This is a genomic window from Streptococcus taoyuanensis, from assembly GCF_029589235.1.
Classification (GTDB): domain Bacteria; phylum Bacillota; class Bacilli; order Lactobacillales; family Streptococcaceae; genus Streptococcus; species Streptococcus taoyuanensis.
Genome location: NZ_JARQVW010000002.1, coordinates 107,526 through 120,507, shown reverse-complemented (window position 1 = coordinate 120,507; position 12,982 = coordinate 107,526). Strand labels below are relative to the sequence as shown.

At 41.5% G+C, this 12,982-nt stretch carries 14 protein-coding genes and 2 pseudogenes; 1 reads left to right on the top strand and 15 read right to left on the bottom strand.

What is annotated here, in order from left to right:
• Window positions 1-30 precede the first annotated feature (30 nt).
• Window positions 31-684 (bottom strand): hypothetical protein, encoded by a 654-nt coding sequence (locus P5Y91_RS02475; protein WP_118396989.1) that lies wholly within the window; start codon window positions 682-684, stop codon window positions 31-33.
• Between the two features lie 100 nt (window positions 685-784).
• Between P5Y91_RS02475 and P5Y91_RS02470 the strand changes: the two are divergent.
• A pseudogene (locus P5Y91_RS02470) lies at window positions 785-877 on the top strand (bleomycin resistance protein); the annotation flags it as partial.
• A gap of 205 nt (window positions 878-1,082) precedes the next feature.
• On the opposite strand, the gene P5Y91_RS02465 reads toward P5Y91_RS02470, so the two are convergent.
• From P5Y91_RS02465 to P5Y91_RS02400, 14 genes and pseudogenes are all read right to left on the bottom strand, one after another.
• The gene (locus P5Y91_RS02465; RefSeq protein WP_118396986.1) at window positions 1,083-3,050 is read right to left on the bottom strand and encodes a peptide ABC transporter substrate-binding protein; all 1,968 of its coding nucleotides are present in this window, start codon (window positions 3,048-3,050) and stop codon (window positions 1,083-1,085) included.
• Between the two features lie 266 nt (window positions 3,051-3,316).
• Window positions 3,317-3,940, bottom strand: coding sequence for an endonuclease III (gene nth / locus P5Y91_RS02460; RefSeq protein WP_277838906.1), 624 nt, complete (start codon window positions 3,938-3,940; stop codon window positions 3,317-3,319).
• A gap of 104 nt (window positions 3,941-4,044) precedes the next feature.
• Window positions 4,045-4,353: a YjgN family protein gene (locus P5Y91_RS02455; protein WP_118396983.1), complete on the bottom strand. Its 309-nt coding sequence runs from the start codon at window positions 4,351-4,353 to the stop codon at window positions 4,045-4,047.
• A 22-nt stretch (window positions 4,354-4,375) separates the two neighbouring features.
• Window positions 4,376-5,068: a 5'-methylthioadenosine/adenosylhomocysteine nucleosidase gene (locus tag P5Y91_RS02450; protein WP_021152843.1), complete on the bottom strand. Its 693-nt coding sequence runs from the start codon at window positions 5,066-5,068 to the stop codon at window positions 4,376-4,378.
• Between the two features lie 24 nt (window positions 5,069-5,092).
• A complete protein-coding gene (macP, locus tag P5Y91_RS02445; RefSeq protein WP_023917587.1) occupies window positions 5,093-5,428 on the bottom strand; it encodes a cell wall synthase accessory phosphoprotein MacP in 336 nt (111 codons plus the stop codon).
• An 11-nt stretch (window positions 5,429-5,439) separates the two neighbouring features.
• Complete coding sequence (locus tag P5Y91_RS02440) at window positions 5,440-5,985, bottom strand: NUDIX hydrolase (protein WP_277838903.1); 546 nt, start codon at window positions 5,983-5,985, stop codon at window positions 5,440-5,442.
• A gap of 9 nt (window positions 5,986-5,994) precedes the next feature.
• Window positions 5,995-7,374, bottom strand: a complete 1,380-nt coding sequence (glmU, locus tag P5Y91_RS02435) for a bifunctional UDP-N-acetylglucosamine diphosphorylase/glucosamine-1-phosphate N-acetyltransferase GlmU (RefSeq protein ID WP_277838901.1) — start codon at window positions 7,372-7,374, stop codon at window positions 5,995-5,997.
• 112 nt (window positions 7,375-7,486) lie between these two features.
• Window positions 7,487-7,927, bottom strand: coding sequence for an ASCH domain-containing protein (locus tag P5Y91_RS02430; RefSeq protein WP_277838900.1), 441 nt, complete (start codon window positions 7,925-7,927; stop codon window positions 7,487-7,489).
• Window positions 7,902-8,773 (bottom strand): annotated as a pseudogene (locus P5Y91_RS02425) (putative PEP-binding protein). Before P5Y91_RS02425 ends, P5Y91_RS02430 begins: the two are co-directional and overlap by 26 nt.
• A gap of 41 nt (window positions 8,774-8,814) precedes the next feature.
• The gene (locus P5Y91_RS02420; protein ID WP_277838899.1) at window positions 8,815-9,543 is read right to left on the bottom strand and encodes a GNAT family N-acetyltransferase; all 729 of its coding nucleotides are present in this window, start codon (window positions 9,541-9,543) and stop codon (window positions 8,815-8,817) included.
• On the bottom strand, window positions 9,530-10,030 hold the full coding sequence (locus P5Y91_RS02415; protein ID WP_277838898.1) for an NUDIX hydrolase: 501 nt from the start codon (window positions 10,028-10,030) through the stop codon (window positions 9,530-9,532). The genes P5Y91_RS02420 and P5Y91_RS02415 overlap by 14 nt, the downstream gene beginning before the upstream one ends.
• A gap of 181 nt (window positions 10,031-10,211) precedes the next feature.
• Window positions 10,212-11,570: a sensor histidine kinase gene (locus P5Y91_RS02410; RefSeq protein ID WP_277838897.1), complete on the bottom strand. Its 1,359-nt coding sequence runs from the start codon at window positions 11,568-11,570 to the stop codon at window positions 10,212-10,214.
• The gene (locus tag P5Y91_RS02405; protein WP_277838895.1) at window positions 11,542-12,216 is read right to left on the bottom strand and encodes a response regulator transcription factor; all 675 of its coding nucleotides are present in this window, start codon (window positions 12,214-12,216) and stop codon (window positions 11,542-11,544) included. Before P5Y91_RS02405 ends, P5Y91_RS02410 begins: the two co-directional genes overlap by 29 nt.
• 89 nt (window positions 12,217-12,305) lie before the next feature.
• Complete coding sequence (locus P5Y91_RS02400) at window positions 12,306-12,875, bottom strand: PepSY domain-containing protein (protein ID WP_277838886.1); 570 nt, start codon at window positions 12,873-12,875, stop codon at window positions 12,306-12,308.
• Between the last annotated feature and the right edge of the window lie 107 nt (window positions 12,876-12,982).

The following is a 12,982-nucleotide window of genomic DNA, read 5'->3' as shown; positions in this document are numbered from 1 at the left end:
ATTGATTAGTCTCTTTTAGTTTTTTAAGGATTATTTCCCCGGAGTATTCGGATCTAGGCCCCAAGATTGCTCGAGAACAGATCTTAAGGATTTAATCATATCTTCTGAACCTTGGATTATGATTGTGTATACTTTATCTCCTTTTTGGAATACCCATACGTATAAAGTACTCCCATCTTTAACTGTTACTTTTATTAAGAAAGCGTCCCCACCGGCAAATATAGCTTTTACACCTTCTATACTAGTTCGATTTTTGTGTTTTCCGAATGAGCTATATAAACGGTTCGCAAGTAACTCTGCGTCAAAGGTTTCGTTGGGGCCAAGTTTAACAGTATCTTTAGTGTTTGAATCCATTATTAACGCATTGTGTTTATCTGGTGATAAATATTCGAGCGCTTTGCTACTTCGAGTAGTGCGTACGACCCAATCTTTAGGGATATTGATATAACCATATTTTTCATTTCCGATACGTTGAGTATCTGCAAGGGATATTTCTTTTGCCCCAGAAGAAGACCCAGGAGTTGTTGTTTGAGTTGTTGTCGTTGGTGCATCCGTAGTTTCTTTAGTGACTTCAGTTGTTGGTGCTGCTGTAGTTTCGTTTGTTTTCTTTTCTCTATTTCCGCATGCTGCTAGTATAAATGCAGATAGGAGCGTCATAGAACCTAATAAGATTTTGTTTTTCACAATGCTTAACCTCCTTAAGTGGTTGACTTACAAATATTTTATCATTTTTTAGAGTTTATTTAAATAGGAAACGTTTTCGCTAAAAAGCATAGGGTACAACAAAAGAGAATTTCTTGTTGGCGACCATTATATCTATCCCCATGAATTTGCAGTTTTAGATCCAGATGGCTATTTTTTAAGATTTAGTGAATAGAATGATGATCACCCGTCTATAGTTAAGAGGCTGGGCCAAAAGTCCTAGCCTCTTAACTGTTTTTGGATTGCCGAGCAAGATGCAGTGGTTGATCTATCTTTCATCTAAAAGAACGAGATGGACTAACATTCGATACCTAAAAAACCGGAACCCTCACATGAAGGTTCCGACTTTTTTTATCCTCATTGATGGAACAATGATTGATTTATTTTTTCTTTTCGATGTGATCTTTGAGATCTTCTTGAGCTTTTTTATTGGATTCTGCTTTTTTCTTCAACCATTCTTCTTTGGCCTTGTTAAAGTCTTTTGTTGTGACAACATCTTTGGACATTTCAAGGTATTTGTAGAAGGTTCCTGTTCCTTTTGTACCAACCCATGAAGCAGCACGGCTGTATGGTACGGTCCGTTGAAGCATTGGAGCACCACCATTTGAAACAGTTGGAAGCGTAATCGAGCTATCTGTCAACCATGCTTGCGCTGCTGCATATTTTTCATAGCGTTTAGCTTGATCCAACAATTCAGCATCGGCGTCTTTCAACATGTTAGCGTATTGATCCAAACCAACTGTTGCAATGGCTGGATTGTTTGAACCTGCATCAATACCAAGATAGTAGAAGACAGAACCATTTACTGGGCTGATACTTTCGAGGTAAGTCGATGGGTCTTGGTAGTCAGGAGCCCAACCACCGCCTGAGATATCGTAATCTCTCGCAGCAGCAGTATCGCTGAAGTAGGTGATATTTTGGAAATCATCATCCGAAACCTTTTGAAGGTCTACAACGACATTGTCTGCACCAAGCGCTGACTCTACAGATTGTTTGAAGGAGCTAGCTTGTTGGACCATGCTGTTGTCCACTTGGCTGACAATGTAGTCCAAATGAATTGGGAATTGAACGCCTTGTTTTTGCAATTCAGCTTTGGCTTTCGCAAATGAAGCTTTGGCTTTTTCTGGGTTGTAAAGGCTAGTTTGACCATCGGCCAGGCTCACACCCTTCCATTGATCCCCATAGGTAACCAATTGTTTTTCAACGACCTTACCAAAATCTTCTCCATTGACTTGGACATAAGTTGGTGGTACCAAGGTGCTACGAAGGGTATTTTCAGCCGCATCAGATCCAGATACTTGTGCCGCATAAGATTTGCGGTCAAAGGCAAAGTTCACTGCTTGACGGAAGTCCTTGTTCAAGATTGCTTTCTTGGTATAAGCTTTTTGTTCATCCGTTGTTTTGGCTGTATGGTCATACTTTTGACGGTCCAAGTTGAATCCAAGATAGTAGGATGTTCCCAATTGCAAACCGTAGACAATGTTGTCGCCAAAGTTTTTCTTGACACTCTTATAAGTTGAGCTATTTGGCATAACAGATGCAAAGGAGTATTGACCTTTTTCAAAGTTCTTAATGATAGAATCTGGATTAGATCCATCGTTAAAGGTCAATTTGACATTATCGATATGAACATTTTTCGCATCGTAATAGTCTTTGTTCTTGACCAATTCAATCTCAGATTTTGAAGTCAAAGATTTCAAGTAGAATGGACCATTGTATAAGATGCTGCTAGGTTTCAAAGAACCAAAGTCTTTTCCTTGAGATTTCAAGAAATCCGCATTGACTGGGAAAAGAACGCCTGAGGTTGTTTTTGAGTTCCAGAAGCTTTCTGGACGGACCAAGGTATATTGGATGGTGTGATCGTCTAAGGCTTTCACTCCAACCGTGTTAAAGTCTTTGGTTTCCCCTTTTACATAGGCATCCAGACCTTTGATCGAATTTTGAATCAGGAAGAGACCTTCTGATTTCGATTCAACCGCATGTTTGATCCCTGTCACAAAGTCTTGAGCAGTTACAGCACCATATTCTTCCCCTTCACTCGTATACCATTTGGCATCCTTACGAAGTTTGTAAGTATAGGTTAATCCATCTTCAGAGACAGTCCAATCTTCTGCTAGACTTGGTACAAAGTTTCCGTATCGGTCATTTTCAAGAAGACCATCTACAAGGTTACTTGTGATATCTGAAGTTGTTGTACGAGTTGCAGCGATATAATCCAAGGTATTTGGGTCGGCTGAATAGACAAATGAGTAGGTTGCTTGATTGCTACTACCACCGCTACATGCTGCTAAGAGAAAGGCACCTGCAACGGAAACTCCTGCAAGAGCTAACAGTTTTTTTGCTTTCATCACTATCTCCTTATGTTAGATTTTCTACCATTATACACTATTTCTTAAAAAAAACCAAATTTATTTAAAAAAAAGTTCGTTATTTCTGAATGAATATAATAAGATGTCAAGAAACATCGATCTAAAAACAGTTTCAACCGAGCCGGAAACTTGATCCTATAGAGCCAACACCATCGTCAACCAAGACCTCCCTATTTCATCCTTTTAATAATTATACGTTTTACGTAAAAAAAGACCCCCGCTAGTCTATGCGGAGGGTCTCCTGTTTAATCAAAATGATAGAGCTGTGGGTACTGATCACATTCAGGATTTTTAGGATGGCAAATGGCCCGTCCAAAATAGATCATCGCCTGATGAGCTGGGAGCCAGAGTTCAGGAGGAAGAACGTCCATGACCCGTTTTTCCACTTCTAATGGGGTAGCGGATTTCTTGACGATGTCATGGTGCTTGCAAATCCGTTCCACATGCGTATCGACAGCAAAGGCGGGGATCCCAAATCCCACACTCATAACCACATTAGCTGTTTTCCGTCCCACTCCGGCTAAGCTCTCTAATTCCTCCCGTGTCTGAGGGACTTGGCCATCAAAGTTGTCTAGCAATTGTTGGGCACATTTTTTGAGAAACTTAGCCTTATTGCGATAGAGGCCTAATTTGGAAATGTGCTTGGCGATATCTGCTTCACTAGCCACTGCCATGGCTTGAGGGGTTGGAAAAGCCGCAAACAAACCTGGTGTCGCTTTGTTAACAGCCGCATCAGTCGTCTGAGCCGAGAGCATAACCGCTACTAACAATTCAAAATGATTACGAAAATCCAGACTCGGTTTAGCATCTGGAAAAAGGGCGATAATTTCTTCAATCACATGGCGTGCCCGTTTCTTTGATAAAACCATATTCTCTCCTTTACATTACTAGTCTTTATTATAGCATGAAAGTCCCCTATTTCTGAAAGATTCGGCTTCAGAAAAGGACTAGTCCGTAGACAAGTCCTTTACTATTAGTCTATAAAATGAGTATGCTTGGTAACCCATTGAGTGACCTTGATATTTAACCAGAACACATAGATTCCAAGTGTAATGATGGTAAAGAACCACCACTTAATCCAATTTCCAAACAATTGCATGGCTGTGCCGTCAAAGTACTGACGATGACCATCAATCACGGTATGCTTAATCTTCCAGTTATACAGTATGCACATGCCCCAAGGAGCACAAATACCGAAAGTAAATACTGTAATAAAGGTTGCTAATAAAACATGGCCAATATATGAAAATAGGCCTCCATCAAAATACGATTCACGATACATGGTCCATCTCCCTATATTTTTTCTACACCAATCTCTTCAAGAAGGTAATCAGGGTTTGAGCAGAGCGTTCACCAGCCTCTACGATAAATTCATCAAAAGAAATATTGGCTGCGTGATCTGCCGTATCACTCATAGCTCGAATAACCATAAAGGGACGTCCAGCTGCATGAGCGGCTTGGGCAATGGCTGCCCCTTCCATCTCAACTGCCAAGACTTCTGGGAAATGCTCCCGAATTGCTGCGACTTTTTCTTCACTCGCGATAAAGCTATCTCCTGTTGTAATCAAGCCTACATGTGTGGTTGCAGCTTCTTCTTCCAGAACTTTTTTCATTTCTGATACGAAATAGCGGCTGGATTCAAAGTAAAGCGGTTGGCCTGCCATTTGACCGTACTTGTAGCCAAAAGCTGTTACATCCACATCATGATAGGCCAATTTGTCGGCAAGAACGATATCTCCAACAGCCATCCCTGGGGCAACGGCACCTGCAGAACCCGTGTTGATAATGGCTTCCACCTTAAAATCATTGGCCAAGACTGCTACACTCATAGCAGACATGACTTTTCCGATACCACTTTCAACCAAAACGACCTCATGGCGTCCAATCGATCCTGTATAGTAGACTTTTCCAAGACGCAGATGCTTTTCCCCATTCTCAAGGGCTTCAACTAAGATCTTCAACTCCTGAGGCATGGCTGCGATAATTCCAATTTTCATGTCATTTCTCTCCTTGTGACGACCTTATAGACGCCAAATAGCAATGATCAAGGCAATGAGGAGCACAATGATCCAGAACAAAATCTTATTGAGTTTGGATTGGACCACACTTTGTTTGCGTTCTTCAATGCGACGACTCTTGGTCACTGTGGGCTCCACTTGGATCTGCACAGTATCCTGAGAATAGCTCTCCTGTGGACGCTCCATACGACTCTCTCTCATAGGACGTTCGTAGCCAAATCCTCTGTGGTCTGTCCGAATAATCTTCGTTTCTTCAGCATCGACCATATTAGGACCGGTGATGTCCTCACCTCGCCTTGCTCGTTCAATCATTTCATCGGTTAATAAAGGTTTTCCCATCGGATCCTCCTCTATTTATTGATTAAGTCCCAATATTGGATAGCCATGATGGTCTTGGCATCACAGATTTCGCCAGCTTGGATCAAGTCTTTAGCCTCCTCCAAGGTCACTTCTAAGAGTTCTAAGGTCTCGTCTGCATCTTGAGGGCGAGGATTTTCCACTTTTTCCAAGTTGGTTGCAAGATAGAGTTTAATCCGCTCATTACAAAATCCAATTGCAGAATAAAAATCATACAACAACTCTAGATCCGCTGTGTAGCCAATTTCTTCTTCCAATTCACGCAGAGCAGCTGCTTGAGGATCCGCATTTTCACCCTTTTCCAACTTCCCTGCAGGGATCTCTACTGAAGTCCTCTCGATCGCCTTGCGGTACTGCTTAACCAAGATCGTCTTCCCATCTTCTGTGATCGGTAAAACCGCTACTGCTCCATTATGAAAAATTAAATCACGCTGAGCTTGACCTTTTCCAGCGGGTAGTTCTACTTGATCAGTCACCACTTGGAAAATCGGTCCCTGATAAATTTCCTTGCGCTCAATGGTTTTTTCTTCAAATTGCATGAGATTCTCCTATTTATTTTTAGGATGGTGTGGCAAGCGAAGAGCATACTCTTCTTTATTCACTTGACGGCCACGACCGATCGCAATCGCATCTGCTGGCACATCTTTGGTAATGGTGGATCCAGCCCCGACTAGGGAATTATCTCCGAGCTCGACGGGTGCAATGATGGTCGAATTTGAACCAACAAAGACATTGTTGCCAATTGTTGTTTTAAACTTGTGTTGGCCATCGTAATTCACCGTGATAGTTCCAGCACCAAAGTTGACATTGCTACCAACTTGGCAGTTGCCAATGTAGGTCAGATGACCTGCTTTGGTATTTTCTCCGATAGACGAACCTTTGACTTCGACGAAGTTTCCGATATGGACATCTTTGGCCAAGCTAGATCCTGGACGAATGTGGGCGTAAGGTCCTACTGTCACACCATCGGCTATTGTGCTCTCTTCAATCATCGAGTTGGTAATAACGGCACCTGCACCGATTTCACTATCCACGATATAGGTACCATTAGTTAAGACGGTTTCAGCCCCAACTTTTGTGTGCCCTTTTAGGGTAACATTGGCTTCGATTTGCACTTCTGGTGCGATCTCAACATCGATATCAATATAGGCCGCATCAGGATTGACGAAGCTCACTCCATTGACCATATGAGCTTGGTTAATGCGACGACGCATGATGCCTTCTGCTGTCGCAAGGGCCACGCGGTCGTTAACCCCGAGACTTTCATCAAAGTCTTTGAGCGTATAAGCACCAACCTTTTCACCTGCTTCTCGGAAGATCCCAATCACATCTGTGATATAGTATTCACCTTGGGCATTGTTGGTATTGATATTCTTCAAAGCTTCAAAGAGGCGGGCATTGTCAAAGACATAAGTCCCTGTATTGATTTCCTTGATTTGTTTTTCAAAATCTGTCGCATCTTTTTGCTCGACAATGCGAAGTACTTCCGCATTGTCATTACGAACAATCCGGCCATAGCCAAATGGATTAGCTGCTTCGGCTGTCAAAATCGTTGCCACATTCTTGTGGTTGATATGGAAGTCGATCAAGTGTTTGAGACTGTCACCCGTAATCAAAGGAGTGTCTCCTGCAATGACGAGGGTATGCCCTTCAAGACCTTTCAAGACTGGCTCTGCCATCATAACTGCATGACCAGTTCCCAATTGTTCGGTTTGTTTGACAAACTCTGTTTGTCCCGCTAAGACTTGCTCTACCAACTCCGCCTTGTGGCCCACAACTGTTACAGTCTTTTCTGGTGAGATGGCTCCTACACTACGGAAGACATGCTCCAACATAGAGATCCCTGCAACCTTATGGAGAACCTTGGGCAGATCTGATTTCATACGGGTACCTTTCCCCGCTGCTAAAATAATGGCATAATTTGGCATAACATTTCTCTTTTCTGTACAATATCGCTTACATTATACCATTTTTTAGCCCTTTTGGAAAATAAGATCCAGATTAAAAAGGGAGTGGACACTTTATGCCCTGACTCATGTTCTACAATGGATAAACCTTACGAAATTCTTCTAAAACCACCTTGCTGTCAGGTGTAAAAGCCAGACCTGCTTCCTCCAGCCACTCCGTGAAAAACTCCTCATGAACCTGACGCCAATAGGCGAGGGATTTGTCACCTTCCCCTTCTTTGAAGGCATGATCAGCTGACACTTGATGGAAGGGCTGAACAGAAACCTTGGTAATTTCGATAATGCAGACAGCTTGATCTTGACTGTCTAAAACAACATCAAAGGACCCTTCTTGTGGCAGGGGGTCATTATCAACTGCATAAAGATCATAGGCTGATGCAGTTGCTGTTTTTTCGCCTCTTAGAACTAAGTCGGCTAAGAGATCTGCCTCTACTCCAAAAGCCCAGGCATCTATCTCATCACCAATCGAGGGGTTGATTTGCTTGTATTTATTCCACATTTCTTGAGGTGTCATGGGTTGCTCCTTTGTAATTTTCTACTCTCTTCTTTTATGTGTTTGAGATGGTCTGGATGGTCAATTTTTAAATCAAAAATCTCTGGAATAGAACTATAGTGGATAATGCATTTAATTTCCATCTAGTTCATTTGTTGTATGAAAGAAGCATTCAGATATCCTGCTACTACGAAATCAATATTTTTTGACTTTGCTTTATCCTGCATCTGTCTCAACATATCTAACATAATTGGACTTTCCATATCATGCCATTGACAGTTTCTCACAGTCGCAAAAACAAATGAAGTCAAATCATTCATTCCAACTACAATCTTTGAAATACCAGTTTCCAGTATCCTGTCTAAGTCAAAATACGCTGACGGTAATTCAATCATTGTTCCAACTTTTCCAGTAAAACCATGCTGGCGCAATACTCTAATAGCTTGTTTTAACTGTTCAGCATCATTCACAAAAGGAAAAACAACAGACAGATTGGGATTGGTTTGATAAACTTCTGTAACGACATGCCCCTCAGCCTGAAATTCATATGGACACGCCAATAAACGCCTGATACCTCTGTATCCAAATAAGGGGTGGCGTTCGTCAAAATACTCTTTAGTCCCGTCTAGACTATTTGCTTCTGCATTTGTTAACTCTGAAAAGCGATACCATACTTCTTCACCTGAATACAAATGACAAATAGTGTCTATATAATCTTTTACAAATTGCTGACAACTTGGTAACAGGATGTTTTGATTGAGCTCTCTTAGCAAGTATTCCCCACGAATCATACCAATGTGGTGAAATAGTTGAGGATAAACTTTTTCAAATATTTTTTTCTCCACTAAGAGCCAGTTGATTTTGCATGTCCATTCGCCTCGTCTTAAAAGATACAATATTAGATATCATTATACGACACTTTCCTCTAGTTCAAAGGCTTCATAAGGTTCAACTAACTCATATCCTAAAAATTCTGCTACTTTTTTGGAAGCCTCGTTATGAGCATCCCAAAGAGGAAACATATCTCTATTCAAACTCTCTAGAATCATTGCAGCACCAAGCTTTTTAGCAAATCCATTTCCTTGTTCGTTTGGTCTAGTTGCAACTTCCACTTCAACTGCTCCTTGGTAAACTAACCCTGAGGAAATCCCAGCAATCAGTTCTTTATCTTTAAGAATCACAAAACCAAATCCACCTTCTAAAGCAAAATCCTGGAAGGATTCAAAATCCCCTTGTAAATCTCGTGACCATTCTTCCTCAGAAAAGCTGTCATAAATATGATTATCAATAGGCATAATATTGTAATCTTCCTCTAACTGACTAACTAGATCATTTAGAAATTCAACTTGAAAATTTGCTTTATCTTTAAAAGAATAGCGAGTAAAAGAAATTAGCTTCACTTTCTGATGCAGAAAATCTTGCCAATTGGTATTTTCTGAAATAATAATCTTATCATCTAAACCATATTTCCTAACAAAATCTTCCCAAAATCTGGAATCCAACTCCCCTGCTAGGTATAGAAAATTCCCAACATCATAAAAACTTGTTGTCCTATCACTGTTTCGGTAGACAGTTCCGATTTGAGATTTAAGACCATAGAGAACCATATTTTTCTTCCATGTTTTAAATAGTTCCATAATTCCCCTTCTTTACCTTCCAATTCATGTAAGAAGTCTTATCCAATTCTGGAAATCCTCGCAACTCTGCCTTGGCCTTCAATACTAAAGGTGAGGCATTATCTTCGGTAATCTGCTCGATAGGAAGCCAGATTGCATTTGCTGAATCATTGCTTCCATCAAGAAGCTCCTGAGGAAAGGATTGTTGAGAGCGTTCGAAATCGAGTACGATATCATAAAAGGCCATGATATGGTGTACAGCGAAATTTTGCCCTTCTTCTTGAACCAATACATCATAAATCCTAGGTTTTGAATAAGAGCTAAGCGTATATCCTGTCTCTTCCAGAACTTCTCTCTGGAGAGTTTCTGTCAACCCCTCACCGATTTCTTGACTACCACCCGGTAAATCAAAACGATGTTGATAAGGACCTTTCGTTTTCTCAATGCAGAGCAGTTTCCCATCTTGAAGACAGACTCCGTATACACCAAAGTGTTTTTTGATCTCCATATTCTTAACTTCCTAGCTTAATTTATTTTTCCATATTACAGGTCCCTTTTAGGCTATCATACCATAAGATTTCCTTTCCATAAAGCTAAAATAGAAAATGAGCCCAGCGTTTTGACTAGACTCATTTCATCCTTGTTATTTTACTTTTTTTCAGACCATACTAATCACTCAATCAGCCTTCTTAGACAGAGGTCTGGTCCTTGATCTGTGGGAAAGTCACACGAAAGAGACTTCCGCGACCTTCTTCGGAAATGATCCTCACCTCTGCTCGATGCAGATCTGCAATGTCCTTAATAAAGGACAAGCCCAGTCCGATGCCACTATTGAGGCCCTTGTTTCGAGAATCCTCCACCTGGTAGAAGCGATCCCAAATCTTGCTCAGATGGTCTGGCGCAATCCCAATCCCATCATCCGCTACCTTGAGAACAGCACCAGCTGGACTAGCCTCCAAGCGGATGGTAACCTTGGTCTTGGTAAATTTCACTGCATTGCTCAATAGATTATCCAGCATCCGAGTTACCAAGACAGCATCTCCCTGAATCCAGAGGTCCGGCTGAATGCTTACTTCAAAGGCGATGGGGCTTTCTGCCCACTTTCTTTCCTGTCCCTGACAATAATCTGCCACTAGGCTTGATAGACAAATGGGTTTTAAATCCGACCACTGCAGGTGTTGGGCCTTGGATATTTCTAAGATCTGCTCCGTCATCGATTTCATTAATTTAGCCTGCCGATGAATGACCGTCAAAGATTCCTTGGTCTCCTCTAGGTTATCTGCATATTTGGAGCCAAACTCACTCTCCGATACGATGACTGATAGAGGGGTCCGCAACTCATGGGATACATTTTGGTTGAATTGCTTTTCTTTCTCAAAAGTCGACTGAACAGAGGAAATCAAATTATTAAATACCTTGGTTAGACGAGACGTTTCTATATAATCTTTCTGGTGATCGGTCGACACGCGCTTGCTGTAGTCTCCGCTCTCTGTAATTTCCTCTGCCATCTGGGTCACCTCTCTGATCGGCAGGAAGGCCTTACGGAGGATCCGACGTCCCCCCCAGGCCATCCCAAGGATGGACAGAGGAGCAATAATGACCAAGGAAAGAAGAAAGATGGTCAATTCTCTTCCCAAACCAGAAGCAAGGCGCACCCCCCGTACCCACTTGCCCTCGCTTTCATTATAGACATCAAAATAGTAATAGGTTGCTTGTGAGGAGGTATAAGTCGACAATTTTCCAGACTCAAAGCTCGCATTGGCATCAAAGTCATTTGGCAGAGCCCCCTGCTCCAACTCCCTATTTTGATTGTAGAGCGCAAAATAATTGCCGTCATCAAAGGGCTCAAATTCCTCAAGGTCTGAAGCTACTTCCATGGTCTTCTGCTCTAGTTCTCCACGGGCGCTATAGCTAGACCAGGCTCCGGAAATGATAAAAGAAGCACAAAACATAAGAACAAAGAGAAAAGAAACAAAGAGGGTATACCACAATGTCACCTTAGAAACGATGGAGGGAGACTTAGAGTCCTTCTTCATTTTTGAAAACATAGCCCATCCCCCTTTTTGTCTGAATAATCGATGGATTACCTAATTTTTTGCGGATATTCTTGACTAAAACATCGATGATATTGGACTCCCCAACATAATCAAAATCCCAAATATGCTCACGAATCTGTTCCCGACTTAGAACCACATTGGGATGGCGCACCAGACACTCTAGTAACTCATACTCCTTGGAAGTCAGGTCAACCAAAACACCCTTGTGTTGGATGGTCTTTTTTGCCAGGTCTAAGGAATAGTCACCAAATTGGACCAGGTTGGTCAAGGTTTCTCGATTATTTCGTCTCAGCATGACGCGAATTCGAGCCAGTAATTCATCAAATTCAAAGGGTTTGACCAAGTAATCGTCTGCTCCAGCATCCAGACCGGTCACCTTGTCTTCCAGGCTATCTTTAGCCGTTAGCATCAAAACTGGGGTCTTAATCTGATGATTTCTCAAGTAGCTCAATACACCCAAACCATCCAGCTTGGGCATCATAATATCTGAAATAATCACGTCATACTGGGACACACGAATGTAGTCCAAGGCTTCCTGACCATCATAGGCTGCATCGACACTATATTGCTGGGTTTTCAGTAATTTAACGATGCTGCGATTCAAATCTACTTCGTCTTCAATCACTAATACTTTCATAAACATTTACTCCAAATTTCTTCCCTTATTATACCATGCTTCCATAAAAAATCTCGGCTAGGAAAAGCCTAGTCGAGATCTTACTCTAGTTAATCGTGATCCAGGTCCACATCTTCTTCCAACACGGTACCTGTATTGGCATCTAGCTCTATCTCAGTTTCTTGATTGCCTTCTCGCAAGCTAACGCTATAGACAAGTTTGCCATCTTCTACATCTAACTCTACTTTTTCGATACTAGCATTCGGATATTTAGACTTCAGCTGGCTCTCTACCTTAGCCAAGTCCAACTGAACACTTGCTCCGATTAATTGCTGATCTTCGCGATCCTGACTCAAATCCTTGGTTTTTGACTTCAAGATAGCACCAGACTGACCATCAATCTTGTATTCTTTCTCAGTTTTTCCATCCAAGATGGTCACTTCGTACACTGTTTTTCCATGTTTTTCCTCTTGCTCGTAACCAATCACTTTTCCATCCTTAGCTTCTTTCAGGGCTTTTTCTTGAGCTTGTGCAAGGGTGACAGATGCAGTCACTGTTGAAGAAGTAGTCTTTTTACTTGTTCCAGTATTGGCAAAGGCTACTACAGAGCCAAAGGCAAGAGTAGAGAGTGACAGAATTGCCAGACCGGCAAGAGCTTTTTGTTTGATGTTTTTTTTCATGTTTGTTTCCAACTTTCTTTTTTTCTTATCAAGTTCTTCTTGATGATTCTATTTTATCCAAGAAAGATGAATCCAAAATGAATAAGAAAAGTTTTTTAAAAAATTTT